The organism is Flavobacterium alkalisoli, assembly GCF_008000935.1.
Taxonomy (GTDB): domain Bacteria; phylum Bacteroidota; class Bacteroidia; order Flavobacteriales; family Flavobacteriaceae; genus Flavobacterium; species Flavobacterium alkalisoli.
In genome coordinates this window covers 3,094,903-3,116,546 of the sequence record NZ_CP042831.1, presented here as the reverse complement: position 1 = coordinate 3,116,546, position 21,644 = coordinate 3,094,903, and the positions used below count along the sequence as shown (strand labels likewise).

The 21,644-nt window shown below is 39.9% G+C and carries 4 protein-coding genes; all 4 read left to right on the top strand.

Going from position 1 to position 21,644, the window contains the following annotated elements; genetic code table 11:
• Positions 1-16 precede the first annotated feature (16 nt).
• The 4 genes from FUA48_RS14135 (at position 17) to FUA48_RS14120 (ending at position 21,622) form a co-directional block, all read left to right on the top strand.
• The gene (locus tag FUA48_RS14135) at positions 17-1,447 is read left to right on the top strand and encodes a glycoside hydrolase family 125 protein (protein WP_147584130.1); all 1,431 of its coding nucleotides are present in this window, start codon (positions 17-19) and stop codon (positions 1,445-1,447) included.
• Between the two features lie 15 nt (positions 1,448-1,462).
• On the top strand, positions 1,463-3,637 hold the full coding sequence (locus tag FUA48_RS14130) for a GH92 family glycosyl hydrolase (RefSeq protein WP_147584129.1): 2,175 nt from the start codon (positions 1,463-1,465) through the stop codon (positions 3,635-3,637).
• 17 nt (positions 3,638-3,654) lie between these two features.
• Entirely contained in the window at positions 3,655-4,776 is a 1,122-nt protein-coding gene (locus tag FUA48_RS14125; RefSeq protein ID WP_147584128.1) for an aldose epimerase family protein, read from the top strand.
• Positions 4,777-5,326: 550 nt separating this feature from the next.
• Positions 5,327-21,622, top strand: coding sequence for a CARDB domain-containing protein (locus FUA48_RS14120; protein ID WP_147584127.1), 16,296 nt, complete (start codon positions 5,327-5,329; stop codon positions 21,620-21,622).
• Positions 21,623-21,644 lie beyond the last annotated feature (22 nt).

Below are 21,644 nucleotides of genomic sequence, written 5' to 3'. Positions count from 1 at the left end.
TATAAAAATTACAAGAATGCAAAGAAGAAAATTTATTCAGAATACTGCACTTTTCGGCGGTTTAACTTTACTTGATCCTATGGAAATTATAGCAGGGATTAACAGCGGAAATAATTTTCCGGTAGTAAGAGTAGCTAAAGGCAAAAGAAATTTTGAAAGTGAAGTAATAGAAAAAACGATAACAGAGTTTCAAAAAAACGTAAAAGACAAAGAACTTGCCTGGTTATTTAATAACTGTTTTCCAAATACACTGGATACTACAGTAACGTATGCGCAAAAAAACGGAAGACCTGATACTTATGTAATTACAGGTGATATAGATGCTATGTGGTTAAGGGACAGCTCTGCTCAGGTGTGGCCATATATGGCTTTTGCAGGAAAAGACACTAAGCTTAAAAATCTTATTGCCGGAGTTATTAACAGGCAAACAGAATACATATTAAAAGATCCGTATGCGAATGCATTTTATGGAGACCCCAACAAAAGAGGGGAGTGGACCAGTGACCACACTGATATGAAACCGGGGGTACATGAAAGAAAATATGAAATAGATTCTTTATGTTACCCTATACGCCTTGCTTATAACTACTGGAAAACCACTGGAGATACATCTCCGTTTGATGAAAACTGGGTAAATGCAATAAAAACAACACTTAAAGTTTTTAGGGATCAACAGGAAAAGGATGGAAAAAATCCGTACTCATTCCAACGTACAACCCAGTTTGGGACCGATACAAGAGCACTAAAAGGATACGGATACCCTGTTAAACCGGTTGGACTGGTATGTTCAGCATTTAGGCCAAGTGACGATGCTACAGTATTTTCATTTCTGATACCTTCAAATTTCTTTCTTGTAGTTAGTATGAAGCAGGCTGCAGAAATGCTGAGGGAAATTAAAAAGGACAATGCTACTGCAAAAGAGCTCGAAACACTTGGAGCAGAAGTGGACATGGCATTAAAAGAACATGCAATTATAAATCATCCTAAATATGGAAAAATTTACGCATTTGAAGTAGACGGATTTGGAAACAGTTTATTGATGGATGATGCCAATGTGCCAAGTTTACTGGGATTACCTTACCTTGACGCAGTTGATGTAAACGACCCAGTTTATCAAAACACAAGAAATTTTGTTCTTTCTACAGATAACCCTTTCTTCTTTAAAGGTACTGCGGCCGAAGGTATTGGAGGCCCTCATGTAGGCATGGATATGATATGGCCTATGGCAATTACCATGAGAGCTCTTACAAGCACAGATGAAAATGAAATAAAGGAATGTATAAAGATGCTGAAAGCTACACACGGCGATACAGGGTTTATGCATGAATCCTTCCATAAGGATGATCCTAAAAACTTTACAAGACACTGGTTTGCCTGGGCAAATACACTGTTTGGAGAATTACTGTGGGATACTTATAAAAAACACCCTGAACTTTTGGAAGTATAAAAGCAATTTTAAATTATGAAAATATACAAAAATAATTTTGCACTTGCTTTTTTGGTTGCCATCTTATGTTTAGGGGAGGCATCGGCACAGTTAAAGACAAGTGTTGCAAAAACAAAATATACCTCACAGGTTAATCCTTTTATAGGTACAGCTCCCTTATTAGATACAAAAATTATAGGGTATACGCCTCCGGCAGATATGCGTGTATGGGCAGGGCTTGTATTTCCGGGTTCTTCTGTTCCTAATGCTATGGTGCAATTAAGTCCCATGACAAAATATAGGTCTGGGGCTGGTTATGAATATGAAGACACCTCAATTTTAGGTTTTACCCATACTAATAAAGGGCATTGGAATTTATGCCATATTCCAATACTTCCTGTATCGGGGAATGCGTCAGTACCATATCAGTCTGCTTTTAGTCATGATAAGGAAAAAGCTAGTCCGGCATATTACGAAGTGTATCTGGATGACTATGATGTTTTGGTAAAACTTACTTCTACCTTACGTTGTGGTGTACACGAGTATACTTATAAAAATAATTCAGGCAGAAAGATATTGTTTGATTTAGGTAAAGCAAACAATCATGTAGACGACTGGACTATTAAACAGGAAGGAGCAAATGTAATTACCGGATATCAGAGAACCGGAGGAGAGAAAATTTATTTTTACGCTACTGTAGATACTGATATTCTTAATACAGATGTAAAAGATATTACTAAAAGCAACGGATATGCATTATTATCTCTTAAGGATGGTAATAACCCTGTAACTCTAAAAATAGCTTTGTCTTTTGTAAGTGTTGAAAATGCGGCTGAGAATTTAAAAAATGAGGTAGGTAATAAAACTTTTTCACAAGTTTACCAGGAAGGTAATACTACATGGGAAAGCCTGTTGTCTAAAATTGAAGTACAGGGCGGTACAACCCACCAAAACATGTTGTTTTACAGCATGCTTTACAGATCGTTTCTTTGGCCAGCACTTAGAAGTGACGTAAACGGACAGTTTACGGATGAAGCCGGTAAGATTAGAAAAGAAAATTATCGTTATTATACCCTGCCATCTTTATGGGATGATTACAGGAATAAGCTTGTACTCCTTAGTATTTGTTCTCCGGATGTAACAAACGATGTTATAAACTCTATGATTAATGAAGGAGAAATAAAAGGTTTTATGCCTACATTTTTTCATGGTGATCACGCAGCATCTTTCATTGCAGGTTCCTATCTAAGAGGTATTAGAGATTATGATGTAAATAAGGCTTATCAATTACTATTAAATAACGCCTATAAAGAGGGCGGTACAAGACCTTATATTTCCGAATATATTGCCAAAGGTTTTATTTCAGATCCTGATGTTGAGGATCCACATGTGGAAACGAAAGCAAAAGCCGGTGTTACAAAAACACTTGAATATGCTTATGATGACCATGCTTTATCACTTCTTGCTAAAGAGTTAGGAGATACTGAGCATTATAAGGATTTAGAGAAACGTTCTAAAAACTATAGTAATGTATTTGACAAGCAAACCAACTTTATGAGAGGAAGACTTGAAAACGGAGACTGGATTACTCCTTTTAACCCTGAATATCCGTATTATGAATATATGTATCGTGAAGCCAATGCCTGGAATGTCTCGTTTTATGTGCCTCATGATATGGAGGGTTTGGTTAAACTTTACGGTGGTAAAAAAGCTTTTGAGAAGAAGCTTGATACATTTTTCACAAAACCCTGGAATCCTGAGTACATAGCCTGGAATATATCAGGTTTTATAGGTCAGTACTGCCATGGTAATCAGCCGGCTCACGAAGCTCCTTTCTCATATTATTTTGTAAATAAGCCTGAAAAATCGCAAAAGATTATTGATGAAGTTTTAGCTACCATGTATGATATTGGACCTGAAGGTCTTGCTATGTGTGGTATGGACGATGCGGGTGAAATGTCATCATGGTTTGTATGGTCAGCTTTAGGTTTATATCCTTTATCCCCGGCTGATCCTGAATATATTGTGACAGTACCGATTTTTGATAAAGTTGAATGGACTATGCCATCGGGTAAAAAGCTTATATTAAGTAATCCTAATGGTAAAAGAGATTTAAAGTCAATAAAAATAAATGGTTCTGATATAAAAGGATATTTTATACCACATGATTTATTTAAAAATGGCGGTAGTATTGAAGTAAATACAAAATAACAGAATATAATGTATATATGAATTTTAAAAGTATCATTATAATCTTAACAGCCTTTATTTTACAGGGATGTAAGGAAGAAGCTAAATCTTCTGTTACCGATTCTGTATATGCTGTAACTTCTGAAGGAGAGGAAATCCATAAGTATACCTTAATTAATATAAAGGGTATGCAAATGGAAGTCATTACAATGGGCGGAGCTATTATATCATTAACAGCACCTGATAAAGAAGGAAAATATGAAGATGTAGTATTAGGATATACAACTCCTGATTTATATCTAAATGGTAATCCGTCATATTTTGGCGCAATTATAGGACGTTACGGTAATCGTATAGCTAAAGGGAAATTTACATTAGAGGATGTTGATTATCAGCTTCCGGTTAATGATGGAGTTAATCATTTACACGGAGGTAAAGGTTTTGACCAGAGGATTTGGAAAGCCGAGATAATTGCAGAAGATGAGCCTTCATTAAAGTTGTCATACACATCTGTAGATAGGGAAGAAGGATATCCGGGAAATCTAGACGTTACTGTAATTTATACGATTACTAATAAAAATGCTCTTGAGATTTCTTATGAAGCCACTACAGATAAAACAACTATAATAAATCTTACTCAGCACTCGTACTTTAATTTGTCAGGTAATTTTAAAACTATACTTGATCACAGTTTAGAGCTTAAGGCCGATAAGTTTTTACCTGTTGATAATACCCTTATTCCTACAGGTGAGTTAAGGTCTGTTACCGGAACACCATTTGATTTTACAATAGCAAAAAATATTAAGGAAGATATTAATGTACATAACAATCAGCTTGTAATAGGAAAAGGATATGACCATTGCTGGATATTTAATGATACTGTTAAACACATGAAAGAAGTTGCAGGTTTATATCATAAAGATTCAGGCAGATACATGACAGTTTATACAGACCAACCGGCAATTCAGTTTTACAGCGGAAACTTTTTAGACGGAACTCTGAAAAATAAAAAAGAAGGGAACTATGAGAATCGTAGTGGTCTGTGTCTGGAAACACAACATTACCCCGACTCGCCTAACCAAAAAGAATTTCCTTCGGTTGTATTAAGGCCGGGAGAGAAATATAAAACAAAAACAATCTATGAATTTAGTGTTAGATAACTCACTAAACAAAGAGTTTTAAATATTTTTTTGAAAGTTAGTAGTTTGTAAAAGCCAATTCAATATTTATGAATTGGCTTTTTATTTAAGCTTAATTTTTAAATTAGAGTAAATTGTGATAAAATAAAAAAGCCTTCGATAAAATCGAAGGCTTTAATTAAGCGGAGAAAGAGGCTCCGTAACCTTGTTTAAAACACCAGTATTTACTGGGTATTCACAATACTATCTGAAACAGGGTAACATCTATCTAAATATAAATAAACATTACAAACAAACCATTTGTTTACATAAATCTACTATGACAAAGAAGCTGGTTATTATGTAAATATAAAAACATATAATTTAAATTTCTTTGTAATGTATCTGAATAACTGAATTTTAATTTGTTTGATATAAAATTTAAAAATAACTATAATGTTAAGTGTTTGGTATTGAGTGTGTTTTATGATTTTTTTAAGAAAACTAGCATAGCTATTTCTTAACTTTAGTTAAATAACGACTAAAAGTCTTAAAAAAATCATATACCACAACCACTAAACCAACCCCACATATGAAGCAATACTACCCTGAAGAATACTTTTCTTCCAAAAGGGGCTTTGCTACTAAGTTGTTTTGTATAGCATTTGTCCTGTTTTTTGGAACCTTAACACTCAAAGCTCAAAACTGTACTGTTAACGCAGGTATTTTAAATGAAACTATTTGTGAAACAGATGTACTTATATTACAGGGTAATGTACCTTCCCCCATTATTGGGCCGGCAGAATGGTCACAGGTATCAGGACCCAGCGTTAATATAGTATCTCCTAATTCCGTTAATACTGTAGTAACTGGTTACACAGGAGGTAATACTTATGTATTTAGGTATAGTGCAACCTGTGGTGATGGAGTTTATACTTATCAGGATAAAACGGTTGTGGTAATGCCAATAACAATCGCAGACGCGGGTACAGATATTGCCAGTTGTCCAAATTCTTCGGGAAGTCTTGTTATAACAGGAAATGCTCCTGAAAATTCCGGGGAAACAGGGCAATGGAGTATAGTTGGGAGTAACGATGCAGGTGTGGTTATTAATTTTCCTAATTCGCCCACATCAACCATTACACTTCCTCAAACAAGTTGTGGTACCACTACATTACGTTGGACAATAACCGGTACTGAATATGCCCCCGGGCAGTTTTGTGAAACTTCTTCTGATATTACAGTTACTAACTACGGAGGACAAACACCAATATCGGCGGGTCCCGATCAAACCCTTGGTAATTGTTACACAACAACACAGTCAACAGATTTGGCAGGTTCGTTTGGTGGTTGTGGGCTTAACGGACAAAGTGGTACTTGGGAATTTGTTAGCGGGCCTAATACTCCAACAATAAGTAGCCCTAACGGTAATCTTACATCAGTAGGTAATTTAATAGAAGGAACCTATGTGTTTAGATGGACAGTAACCGGTCCGTGTGTTTCAGGAAGCGACGAGGTAAGTATAACAGTGCCTGCTGCTACTCAGGATGTAACAACACTATCCGGAGGTAATGAAAACATTTATTTTTGTGATAATACCATTACTCAGGTAACACTTGAAGCACAAACTCCTTTGTACGCAAATGAAACGGTGGAATGGACACAAATTGAAGGAGATCCGGGAGCCGTAATTGAGTCACCTAATAATCCCACTACTTTAGTGACTAATATTTCAAATTCCGGAGATCCTTATACTTTTAGATATACACTTACCAATTCGGTAACAGGTTGCGTCTTTACAAAGGATTACATCGTACATTTTAGTGGTCCAACACGTACTATAGAAGCAAACGGAGGAAATAATATTCATGGTGCTTGTAATGAAATAGATTTTTCAATTCCACTTGTAACAACAGGTAATGGCGTAAACCGATACAGAATAGTTAGCGGTCCCGCAACATCTCCTCTTGGTCCGTTTCCTACTTCGCCTTCAAATGTAGGAAGCACTTTAAATATTAGTTTAACTGTTTCGGGTACATACATTATACAATTTGCACGTGTACCTAATGGTGATTTGCCCGTAGGGTGTGATTATGGGTTTGATACCATAACTATAGTTGTGTCAGGCGATCCGACTCCTTCTAATGCCGGTTCTAATATAAGTCTTGATTGTGGGGTAACATCCACTCAATTAGCAGGTGTGCCACCGGTTGTAGGTATTTCGGCATGGACGCAACTTAGCGGACCTAACCAGGCAACCATAACCGATAATTTTGATCCGGAAACTACAGTAACAGGACTTGTATCGGGTACTTATGTTTTTCAGTATATTACTAAAGGAGAAGGGGCAAGGTGCGGATTTTCTACGGCTAATGTGGAGGTATATGTTTCATCTTCAACCTTAACACCTGCTGATGCGGGTGCTGCTGATGCAGTTTGTGTTGAGGGAACAATAACATTATCAGCAAATGAACCTCAGGCAGGAGAATATGGGGAGTGGAGTCAGGTTTCCGGCCCTGATACAATAACCTTTTCCGATATTAATGATCCTAATGCAGTTGCCTCAGGCTTTCTTTCTGACTCTTCTGCTTATGTATTGCGATGGACAATAGGGTATTCAAATCCGGGGTCTGCTGGTTGTAGTGCTCCTGTGTTTGATGATGTAGAAATTTCTACTAATACAGATAATGCACCCACAACAGCAATTGCAGGGCCTGATGCCTGTTATCCTTCAGGAACTACAGATGTTCCTTTAAGTGCGAATGACCCCACTATTGTGGAAGAAGGAACATGGATAGTTAGTCCGGCAGTTGGAGTAACATTTGATGATGAAAACGACCCTAATACTATAGCACATGTACCGGCTAACGGTACTTATATTTTTACATGGGGTATACAAAGGATAATTCCTTTATGTAATGCCTCTACAGATGATATGGTGGTAACAGTGGCAGATACCCCTATTGCCGATGCGGGGCCTGATCAGGAAGTATGTGATGATAGTGTTATTATGGCAGCTACTTTATCAAGCGGGGCACAGGGTACATGGACAAGAGTTTCGGGTCCTGGGAGTTATACAATAAGTAATGTTAATGATCCTAATGCTACGTTCACTTTTACATACAGCGGGTTTTATACTTTTAGATGGACAGTAGATGCAGAGGTATGCGCAACGAATTTTGATGATGTAGACTTAACGGTTAACGTACCAGTAGGAACAGTAGATGCAGGCCCGGACCAAGATATTTGTGCTGGAGACTCAACAGTATTGGCAGGTAGTTCTTACGATTCTTTTTTTGAAACAGGGCAGTGGTCACTTTTGGCAGGAGCTCCTAATGTACCAACATTAGCTGATGCCAGCGACCCGAATACATCGGTTACCGGTTTGGTGGCAGGAACTTATACTTTTAGCTGGACCGTTTCAAGTAAAGATTATTTTTTATGTCCTCCTGTAACTGATACTATGGTAATAGAGGTGTCTCCTCCGGCAGATGCAGGAGATGACGCTAACTATTGTGATGTAACCAGTGTACAGCTTATAGGTAATGACAATTCTACAGGTACCTGGACACAAATTTCGGGTCCCGCCTCAACAATAATACAAAGCCCTGCTAACAGCTATGTGGCCAATGCTACGGTTATACCGGGAAATACATATGTGTTTCAGTATGAAACCGATACTTTTAATTTTACTTCGGGAGGTAATTGTCCCGGTTCTACCGATACAGTACAGGTAGAGATATTTTCGGGAGCCAGTGTAGATCCAAATGCAGGTCCTGACCAGCAACTATGTATAGATGACGTGGCAGGAACCGCAACAATGGTTGGTAATGCTCCACCGGGAGATGTTACTCTAGCCGAGTGGCGCTGGATATACCAGCCTGCAGGAAGTGTTGCTACTATCGATAACCCGACAGATGAAAATACTACTATTTCTAATCTGACCGTTGAAGGATTGTATATTTTAGAATGGGTGTTTGAAAGCGCTTCATGTCGAAGCCTTTCAGACATAGTACGTATTAACATGTATGCCGCGCCAAGTACTGTTGATGCAGGTCCTGATGATACGGTTGCTTGTCAGCAAACATATCAAACCAATGCCATAGCTCCTACTGTAGGTATTGGTACATGGTCCTTTGCAAATCCTGCCGATGATCCTTCAGGGGGAGATGTAGTTATAGATAACCCAAACAATCCGGTTACTACTTTATCTAACATAACTACATTAGGTACCTATACACTTACATGGACAGTTACTAACGGACCTTTTACAAACCCATCGTTATGTGAGCCTTCGACAGATACCATTTCCATAACATTTAATGATGATCCGCCATCACAGGCAGATGCCGGTGCAGATCAGGAATTATGTGCCGTAACACAAACCAATATGGCTGCTGTACCGTTATCGTCCGGTTTAGGTACATGGACACAAACTTCAGGGCCAACAGCTAACATAGCATCTCCAAATGATCCTGCAACTCTTATTTTCGGTATGATTGCCGGTACTTATGAGTTTACCTGGACAGCCACTACAGCTAATAATGACGGATGCTCCTCACAGGATACCATGCAGGTTATAATATATCAGGCGCCATCAGCAGCTAATGCAGGTCCTGACCAGCAGATAGCTCAGTTTTCCCCTGTAGTTATGGCAGCTACTGCTCCAACAGTGGGTACAGGAAGATGGACTCAGGTATCAGGTCCTACCACAGTAGGCTTTACAACTGATACATCACCAACAACAAATGTAACGGGTACAGTTGCGGGAATTTATGTCCTGCAATGGAATGTAAGCAATGGCACATGTAGTGCTTCTGTAGATCAGGTAACCATAGAAATTGTCGCTCTGGCAGATTTGGAACTTAGTAAATCAGTTTCGCCTACTACAGGTAATGCAGGAGATGTAGTAACCTTTACTATAGAAGTATTTAATAATGATGTTTTGGGAGGAAGTGTTGATGCTACAAGTGTTGCGGTTAAAGATATAATTCCTTCAGGCTATACACTTGTTCCGGGTACGGCAAGTAATGGAGGTGTATATAATTTGGGAGACAATTCTTTAACATGGTCAGGATTAACAATACTAAACGGAGATACGTTAACACTTACTTTTGATGCTACAGTCAATGCAACTGGATCGTATATTAATACGGCTCAGATTACAGCATCAGATCAGGTTGACCCTGACAGTACACCAAACAATGATGACGGCGATCAAAGTGAAGATGATGAGGATAATGCTACAATAAATGTTGAAGTTGCCGATCTTTCACTTCAAAAATCAGTAACACCGGGAACAGTAAGTGTAGGAGAAAATGTAGTGTTTACAATTCAGGTAGATAATGCCGGACCTGATAACGCTACAGGGGTTACAGTATCAGACCAGTTGCCTTCCGGCTACACCTATGTTAGTGATAATGGAGGAGGAGCTTATAATAGTAGTACAGGAATATGGACTATAGGAACTATCAATAACGGGGCTTCGGCTTCACTTCAAATAACTGCAACTGTAACTGCTATAGCCAACTATAGTAATACAGCTGAAGTAGAAACAGCAGATCAAAGTGACCCTGACAGTACACCGGGAAACGGACTTACAGAGGATGATCTTGATACAGCAACAATAAACTTACAGCAAGCCGATTTAGAACTGGTAAAGAATGTCTCAAGTACATTAGTTAATGAAGGAGATACGGTTACTTTTACCCTTACCTTTTTTAATAACGGGCCGGGTGATGCAACAGGAATTGAAGTTGAAGATTATCTTCCTAATGGTTATACCTTGGTACCGGGTTCAGTTTCAAACGGTGGGCTGTACCAAATTGCCAACAGCACTATTAGTTGGATCGGCCTATCATTAGCAAACGGAGGATCACTTAACCTTACCTTTGATGCCATAGCAGTAGCCGGTGGTAATCATTTTAATACAGCTCAAATCACCGCGAGTGATTTACCTGATCCCGACAGTACACCTGATAATGATGATGGCGACCAAAGTGAGGATGATGAGTCAGGAATTGATGTCAGTATAATAATTACCACACCTTCTGCCGATCTTTCATTAACAAAAAGTATAGTTGCAGGAAATACAACCCCATTAGTAGGGACACAGGTATCCTTTGAATTGATTATAACTAATGATGGACCGGATAATGCTACTGGTGTTCAGATAACAGACTTGTTGCCATCAGGATATGATTTTGTTAACTTCAGTTCGTCAGCCGGATTATACGATGAAAATACAGGTTTATGGAATGTAGGTACAGTAGATAGCGGTACATCTGAGTCTTTAATTATTGACGCTATAGTATTGGCAACAGGTGATTATCTTAATGTAGCTGAGGTAATTGCCAGTGATTTACCCGATCCGGATTCCACACCAAATAACGATGACGGTGATCAGAGTGAGGATGATGAGGACAATGCAATTGTAAACCCTATAGCCCCAATTGCTGATTTATCGATAACCAAAGCAGTAAGCAATACCACTCCGCTTGTGGGTTCTCAGGTGACTTTTGAAGTCGTGGTCACTAATGATGGCCCACAGGATGCTAGTGGTGTCCAGGTGACTGATTTATTGCCTAATGGGTATGTCTATAATTTATTCACCGCTTCTTCCGGAACTTATAACAGTACTACAGGTGTTTGGAATATAGGTACTTTAACAAGTGGTGATTCTGAAACGTTAATATTAGCAGTTACAGTAAACACTACAGGCGATTATGTAAATATAGCTGAGGTAACCGCCAGTGACTTACCGGATCCGGATTCTACTCCTAATAACGGAATCGATACCGAAGATGATTATGCGAGTGTATCAACCACCCCGGTAGCCACTGCAGCAGATTTATCAGTAAGCAAAACGGTTAACAATGCAACACCATTAGTTGGCACAAACATAACCTTTACCGTAACGGTAAGTAATGACGGTCCGCAGGATGCTACGGGAGTAATTGTAATCGACCTACTTCCTTCGGGATATATTTTTGTATCGTCAACTGCTACTACTGGCGCTTATAATAATGCTACAGGACTTTGGACATTGGGCAGCATTGCCACAGGAAGTTTTGAGACCTTACAGGTAACTGCTACAATTAATGCTACAGGCGATTATGTAAATATAGCTGAGGTAACAGCCAGTGATTTACCGGATCCCGATTCAACTCCAAATAACGGAATTGACTCTGAGGATGACTATGCCAGTGTAACAACCACCCCGATTGCCACAGCAGCGGATTTATCAGTAACTAAAACAGTAAATAATGCTACTCCATTGGTTGGTTCTCAGGTGACTTTTGAGGTCGTAATTACCAATGATGGACCACAAACAGCAACAGGTGTTCAGGTTACTGATTTACTTCCTGATGGCTATACTTATAACTCATTCAGTACTACAACCGGAACCTACAATACTACCACCGGATTATGGAATGTGGGAATACTTGCAAATGGTGAAAGTGAAACTTTATTGGTGTCCGCTACGGTTAATGCTACAGGCAATTATGAGAATATTGCAGAAGTAACTGCCAGTGATTTACCGGATCCTGATTCTACACCGAATAATGGAATTGATACCGAGGATGACTATGCTAGTGTAACAACCATCCCAACAAATGCTGTTGCCGATCTTTCATTAAACAAAACTGTTTTAGGGTCCACAACACCTTTGGTAGGAGGGCAGGTAACATTCTCCATAGCAATAAGGAATATGGGACCACAGGATGCTACTGGAGTTCAGGTGACAGATTTATTACCCGATGGCTATAATTTTGTTTCTTATAGCGCAACTACGGGAAGTTATGATAGTGTAACAGGTGTTTGGGATATAGGAGGTATGTCAAACGGAGCCAGTGAAACGTTACTAATTACCGTAACAGTAAATGCAACCGGAGACTACTTTAATATAGCACAGGTGTCAGCAAGTGATCAGGACGATCCTGATAGTACTCCAAATAATGATGACGGCGACCAGAGTGAAGATGATGAGGATAATGCCTTTGTAACTCCGGTAGCCACAGCAGCCGATCTATCAATAACTAAAACAGTAAATAATACTACACCTCTGGTAGGTACTAACATCAACTTTACCGTAACGGTAAGCAATGCCGGTCCGCAGGATGCTACGGGAGTAGCAATAACCGACCTGCTTCCTTCGGGATATACTCTTGTATCGTCAACAGCTACCACAGGAGCTTATAATGACGCCACAGGACTTTGGACAGTAGGTAGTATTGCAATGGGAAGCTTTGAGACTTTACAAGTCACCGCCACGGTTAATGCTACAGGTGATTATGAAAACATTGCAGAGGTAACTGCCAGTGATTTACCAGACCCTGACTCTACTCCGAATAATGCGGTAGACACCGAGGATGATTATGCAAGCGCAATAACCAATCCGGCAGCCCAATCAGCCGATTTATCATTGACCAAAACGGTTAATAATGCTACGCCATTAGTTGGCTCTCAGGTAACTTTTGAGGTTATCATTACTAATGATGGTCCCCAAACAGCAACAGGTGTTCAAATAACCGATTTACTACCAGATGGTTATACCTATAATTCATTTAGTGCCACGACAGGAACCTATAACAGCACAACCGGATTATGGAATATAGGAACTTTGGCAAACGGTGAAAGCGAAACTTTGTTGGTAATCGCCACAGTAAATGCCACAGGTGATTATGAAAACATCGCCGAGGTAACAGCAAGTGATTTACCGGACCCTGATTCAACTCCAGGTAACGGAATCAATACCGAGGATGATTATGCAAGCGCAATAACCACTCCGGTAGCACAATCAGCCGATTTATCATTGACCAAAACAGTAAATGATGCGACTTTGATTGTAGGAGATCAGGCAACTTTCGAAATTATTATTACAAATAATGGTCCACAAAATACTACAGGCGTTACAGTAACTGATTTTTTGCCTGCAATGTATACTCTTGAAAGTTATACTGTATCTACAGGAGTCTTTAATCCTGCAACGGGATTATGGACTGTAGGCTCACTCCTAAGTGGCAATTCAGAGACCTTGCAAATAGTCGTAACTGTTAATGCGGTAGGTACATACGGTAATAGTGCAGAAATAACAGCAAGTGACCTTCCGGATCCTGATTCCACACCGAATAATGGAGTTGATACTGAGGACGATTATGCCACAGCAATAACAGCGGTTAATGCCCAGGCCCCAATTGATGTTGATGCCGACTTATCATTAACCAAAGCAGTAAGCAATACTACTCCGCTTGTAGGTTCTTTAGTAACCTTTACGATTGATTTAGTTAATAATGGACCTTATGATGCTTTGGGCGTTGAGGTTACTGATTTACTTCCTTCAGGATATACTTATGTCTCTTATACTGCTACAGCTGGTACATATAATCCTGCAACGGGATTATGGAATATAAATCAGTTACCTGATGAAGCTTCAGAAACTCTACAAATTACAGTGATAGTAAATGCTGCAGGAAATTATGAGAATGTGGCTGAGGTTACTGCCAGCAGTCAGCCAGATCCTGACAGTACACCTGACAATGGTGTGAATTCTGAAGATGACTATGCCAGTGTAACAACAATTCCAATTGCCACAGCTGCGGATTTATCAGTAACCAAAACGGTTAATAATGCTACGCCATTAGTTGGTTCACAGGTAACTTTTGAGATTATTATTACTAATGATGGTCCGCAAACAGCAACAGGTGTTCAAATAACTGATTTACTGCCTGATGGTTATAGCTATAATTCATTTAGTGCCACGACAGGAACCTATAACAGTACAAGCGGATTATGGAATATAGGAACTTTGGCAAATGGTGAAAGCGAAACTTTGTTGGTAACCGCTACGGTTAATGTGACAGGCGATTATGAAAACATTACTGAAGTAACAGCCAGTGATTTACCAGACCCTGACTCTACTCCGAATAATGCGGTAGACACCGAGGATGATTATGCAAGCGCAATAACCACTCCGGTAGCCCAATCAGCCGATTTATCATTGACCAAAACGGTTAATAATGCTACGCCATTAGTTGGTTCACAGGTTACTTTTGAGGTAGTCATTACCAATGATGGACCGCAAACAGCCACAGGTGTTCAGGTAACGGATTTATTACCTGACGGATATACCTATAACTCATTTAGTGCAACTACAGGAACTTACAACAACACAACAGGGTTATGGAATGTAGGAAGCTTGGCTAACGGTGAAAGTGAAACATTATTAGTAATAGCGACCGTAAATGCTACAGGTGATTATGAGAATATAGCTGAGGTAACGGCCAGTAATTTACCGGATCCTGATTCGACTCCAAACAATGCAGTAGATACCGAGGATGACTATGCCAGTGTAACAACCACTCCTATAGCCACAGCAGCAGATTTATCAGTAACCAAAACGGTAAATAATGCTACGCCGTTGGCTGGTAGTAACGTAACCTTTACGGTAACGGTAAATAATGACGGTCCTCAGGATGCTACAGGAGTAACAGTAACCGACCTGCTTCCTACAGGGTATGCCTTTGTATCTTCAACAGCTACCACAGGAGCTTACAATAATACTACAGGATTATGGACAGTAGGTAGTATTGCAATGGGAAGCTTTGAGACCTTACAGGTAACCGCTACGGTTAATGCCGCAGGCGATTATGAAAACATTACTGAAGTAACAGCCAGTGATTTACCAGACCCCGATTCTACTCCTAATAACGGAATCGATACCGAAGATGATTATGCAAGTGTAACAACCACTCCTATAGCCACAGCAGCAGACCTGTCAGTAACCAAAACGGTAAATAATGCCGCACCGCTCGTGGGTTCACAGGTAACTTTTGAGATTATTATTACTAATGATGGTCCGCAAACAGCAACAGGTGTTCAAATAATGGATTTACTGCCTGATGGTTATACCTATAATTCATTTAGTGCAACAACGGGAACCTATAACAGTACAACCGGATTATGGAATGTAGGAACCTTGGCAACCAGTGAATCAGAAACATTGTTAGTGATGGCAATCGTTAATACGACAGGCGATTATGAAAACATCGCTGAGGTAACGGCCAGCAATCTTCCTGATCCTGACTCCACGCCGAATAACGGAATTGATACCGAAGATGACTATTCGAGTGTAACAACCGCCCCGGTAGCACAGTCAGCAGATTTATCAATAACAAAAACGGTTAACAATGCTACGCCACTGGTTGGCACAAACGTAACCTTTACGATAACGGTAAGCAATGACGGTCCTCAGGATGCTACAGGAGTAACAGTAACCGATCTGCTTCCTACAGGGTATGCCTTTGTTTCCTCAACAGCTACCACAGGTGCTTACAATAATACGACAGGATTATGGACAGTAGGGAGTATCGCCACAGGAAGCTTTGAGACCTTACAGGTAACCGCTACGGTTAATGCGACAGGCGATTATGAAAACATCGCTGAGGTAACGGCCAGCAATCTTCCTGATCCTGACTCCACGCCGAATAACGGAATTGATACCGAAGATGACTATTCGAGTGTAACAACCGCCCCGGTAGTACAATCAGCCGATTTATCATTGACCAAAATGGTTAATAATACTACGCCATTAGTTGGTTCACAGGTAACTTTTGAGATTATTATTACTAATGATGGTCCGCAAACAGCAACAGGTGTTCAAATAACCGATTTACTGCCTGATGGTTATAGCTATAATTCATTTAGTGCCACAACAGGAACCTATAACAGTACAAACGGATTATGGAATATAGGAACTTTGGCAAATGGTGAAAGCGAAACTTTGTTGGTAAACGCCACGGTTAATGCGACAGGTGATTATGAAAACATTGCAGAGGTAACTGCCAGTGATTTACCGGACCCTGACTCTACTCCGAATAATGCAGTAGACACCGAGGATGATTATGCAAGCGCAATAACCAATCCGGTAGTACAATCAGCCGATTTATCATTGACCAAAACGGTTAATAATGCTACGCCATTAGTTGGTTCACAGGTAACCTTTAGTATTCAGATAACCAATGCAGGACCTGAGGATACAAGTGGCGTAACTGTTACAGATTTACTACCTACAGGTTATACTTATGTTTCCTATACTGCGACTGCAGGAGCTTATGACTCTGTAACCGGTTTATGGACAATAGGTAATCTTGATAGTGGAGTTTTCCATACCTTACAGGTTACAGCAACGGTAAATGGATCGGGAGATTATACGAACATTGCAGAAGTTACTTCAAGCAACTTACCGGATCCGGATTCCACCCCTGGTAACGTTATTGATACAGAGGATGATTATGCCAGTGTAAGTACTGTACCTATACCTATATCTGCCGATTTATCAATCACTAAAACAGTTAATCATCCTACGCCATTAGTAGGATCTGGAGTTGTATTTACAATTACCGTAACAAATGACGGTCCACAGGATGCGACCGGGATTCAGGTAACCGATCTGTTACCTTCCGGATATTCTTTTATAGTTGCTACCACAACTTCCGGAATTTATAATAACCTGACAGGTATTTGGGAGGTTGGAACTGTTGCTTCCGGTGTATCAGAAACATTATTAATAAATGCAAGTGTACTACCTTCAGGAGATTATCTGAATGTAGCTGAAATTACTGCAAGTGATACTCCGGATCCTGACAGTACACCAGGAAACGGACTCGATACTGAGGATGATTATACCAGTGTTGCTACTGTGCCAATTGCAGTTTCTGCCGATTTATCAATAACCAAAACGGTAAATAACCCAACACCTCTGGTAGGCAGTGGCGTTATATTTGAAATAATAGTTACAAACAATGGACCTCAAACGGCAACAGGAGTTGTGGTTACCGACCAGCTTCCTTCCGGTTATTCGTATGTGGTTGCTACCACAACAGCAGGTATTTATAATAGTACCACCGGGGAATGGGTAGTAGGGACGATGCCGTCAGGTACGTCTGAAACCCTATTAATAAATGGTATAGTACAACCGACAGGAGATTATTTAAATATTGCAGAAATCACCTCGAGTAATGAACCCGATCCCGATAGTACTCCGGGTAATGGTATTGATACAGAAGATGATTATGCGAGTGCTATTACAGTGCCAATTGCTGTTTCTGCTGATTTATCAATAACAAAAACAGTAAACAATCCAACCCCTCTTGTAGGCAATGGAGTTGTATTTACAATTTCCGTAACAAATGACGGACCTCAAACCGCAAATGGAGTTGTGGTTACCGATTTACTGCCTTCAGGATATGCATTTGTGGTGGCTACTACAACGGGAGGTATTTATAACAGTACTATTGGTGAATGGTCGGTAGGTACGTTACCGTCAGGTACATCTGAAACTCTTTTAATTAATGCTATAGTACAACCGACAGGAGATTATCTGAATGTAGCGGAAATTACCTCAAGTAATGAACCAGACCCGGATAGTACTCCGGGTAATGGTATTGATACAGAGGATGATTATGCGAGTGTTACTACGGTACCAATTGCAGTTTTTGCAGATTTGTCGTTAACTAAAACAGTAAACAATCCTACTCCGATAATTGGAGGAGGAGTTACATTCGAAATAATAGTTACGAACGACGGCCCTCAAACAGCAACAGGAGTTGTAGTTACTGATTTGCTTCCTTCAGGATATTCTTATGTAATAGCCAGTTCAACAGATGGTGTTTATAATAGTAATACGGGTGAGTGGTTAGTAAGTGCTTTACCTGCCGGTGCTTCTCAAACCTTATTGATAAATGCTACGGTACAATCAACAGGTGATTATTTAAATGTTGCAGAAATTACCTCGAGTAACGAAGCTGATCCCGACAGTACACCTGGTAACGGTGTTGATACAGAGGACGATTATGCCACTGCAATAACTACCCCAATTATACCTACAGCCGATTTGGAGTTAACCAAAACGATTGTTGGAGGCAATACCACACCATTAGTAGGAAGCCAGATAATTTTTAATATCGAAGTTAGTAATGCAGGACCTGCATCTGCAACAGGAGTTGTGATTGAGGATGTTCTTCCTTCGGGATATACTTTTGTATCTTATAATGCGACGGAAGGTATATATAACAGTATAACAGGTTTATGGACAATTGGTGATCCGCTAATATCAGGAGCTTCAATATCCCTTCAAATAACAGCAGTTGTTAATAGTACAGGGGATTATTTAAATATAGCTGAAATCTTCTCCAGCGATGTATTGGACCCAGATAGTACACCAAATAATGGGGTTACTACAGAAGATGATTATGGATCAGTATCAACAATACCAATTCCTTTAGTTGCTGACTTGTCATTAACTAAAACAGTCAATAATGCTATGCCACTCGTTGGTTCACAGGTTATCTTTGAGATTGTTTTAACCAACGATGGCCCCCAAACAGCAACAGGCGTTCAGGTAACGGAGTTACTTCCAGATGGCTATACGTATAACTCATTTAGTGCTACAACCGGAACCTACAACAATACAACTGGGTTATGGAATGTGGGCAGCTTGGCTAATGGTGAAAGCGAAACTTTATTAGTAACGGCTACGGTTAACATTAGTGGTAATTATCTGAATATTGCAGAAGTTACGGCTAGTGACTTGCCGGACCCTGATTCCGTATCAAATAATGGGATTGACACTGAGGATGACTACGCGAGTGCAACCACAACTCCAATTACTACCGCAGCAGATTTATCGGTAACGAAGACTGTCAATAATGCCACGCCATTGGTTGGTTCACAGGTTACTTTTGAGGTTGTTATTACTAATGATGGTCCGCAAACAGCAACAGGTGTTCAGGTAACGGATTTATTACCTGATGGCTATGCGTATAACTCATTTAGTGCTACAACCGGAACCTACAACAATACAACTGGGTTATGGAATGTGGGCAGCTTGGCTAATGGAGAGTCAGAAACTTTACAGATAACGGTTACAGTTAATACTATTGGTGATTATGAAAACATTGTCGAGGTAACGGCCAGTAATTTACCGGATCCTGATTCGACTCCGAACAACGGAATTGATATAGAGGATGACTATGCAAGTGCGACCACCACTCCGGTTGCTACAGCCGCGGATTTATCAGTAACTAAAACAGTCAATAATGCTACGCCACTCGTTGGTTCACAGGTTATCTTTGAGGTTGTTATTACTAATGATGGCCCGCAAACTACAACAGGTGTTCAGGTGACAGATTTACTGCCTGATGGCTATACTTATAACTCATTCAGTGCCACAACAGGGACATACAACAGTACAACGGGATTATGGAATGTGGGAACATTAGGAAATGGGGAGTCAGAAACTTTACAGGTAACGACTACAGTAAATGCTACAGGTAATTATGAAAACATAGCTGAGGTAACAGCCAGTAATCTTCCTGATCCCGATTCGACTCCTAACAACGGAACCGATACCGAAGATGATTATGCCAGTGTTTCTGTAACTCCGGCTACAGTATTCGCAGATCTTTCAATAGCTAAAAATACAATTGATGGAAATACATCCTATAATGTAGGAGCTCTGGTGGTATTTGGAGTTACGGTAACCAATGATGGTCCCGGAGTTGCAACAGGCGTTGTAGTAGAAGATTTATTGCCGTCAGGCTTTAGTTTTTTGTCTTATACTGCAACCAGCGGAGTTTATAACAACACAACCGGAGTATGGACTACAGGAGCTGTGCTTTCGGGAGGTACACAAACACTGTTGGTTTACTCTACGGTTAATGTACCTACAGGAAATACAGGTGAATATACCAATATAGCAGAAATCATGCAAAGTGATGTTTCTGACCCGGATAGTACCCCCGGCAATGGTGTAACTATAGAAGACGATTTTGCAACCTTGGATATTATTGTTGAAATGGCCGATTTGAGTCTGGAAAAAACGGTAAACAATATTACCGCAAATGTGGGAGAAACCCTTGTGTTTACTATACAAATAAATAATGATGGCCCTACAACAGCCACCGGTGTTGCAGTAGAAGACATTGTGCCTGTTGGTTATTATGATGTAAGTAATATTAGCGGAGGCGGTATATTTAACGGCTATACAATTACATGGCAAGGCCTTACTGTTCCTTTAGGAGGAGTCACCTTAACCTATGAGGCAACAGTATATGATCCAGCAGGATTAAATGATGAGGATTATAAGAATATAGCCCAGATAACTGCGAGCGATCAGTTTGATATTGACAGTACACCTGATAATGATGACGGAGACCAGAGTGAGGATGATGAAGATGCTGCGTTTATTGAAGTTCCGCGTACAGATATCGGTATAACCAAGACGGTTGACAATGCTGAACCGGCAATGAATACCTTGGTGAGCTTTATCATAACAGCAGAAAATATTAGTGCTCTTGAGGCAACCAACGTAATAGTTAGTGATGCTTTACCAAACGGATATGAGTTTGATTCCTACTCAGCAAGTACAGGTGATTATAATCCGCTTACAGGAGTTTGGTCGATATCTCAAATTGCCGGAAACAGTTCAGAAACTCTTGTAATAACAGCTAAGGTGGTCGATAATAGCAATTACCTCAATATAGCCAGGTTGGAATCTTTAGACCAGGTAGATTATAACCCTGATAATGATGAAGGCAGCGCTTCGGTAAGTCCTAAATGTCTGGATATCTATAACGAGTTTTCTCCTAATGGAGACGGCGATAATGATACTTTCTACATAGACTGCATCACTAATTATCCAAACAATGTACTGAGAATTTACAGTCGTTGGGGAGATGAAGTGTTTAGTGCAAAAGGTTATGACAATACTTGGACGGGAACATCAGACGGACCTGAGAAAACACTACCGGTAGGTACCTATTTCTATATCCTTGATTTAGGTGACGGATCAGAGGAAATTCAGGGATGGTTATATCTAAAACGATAATATATTAACAGTATATATACCT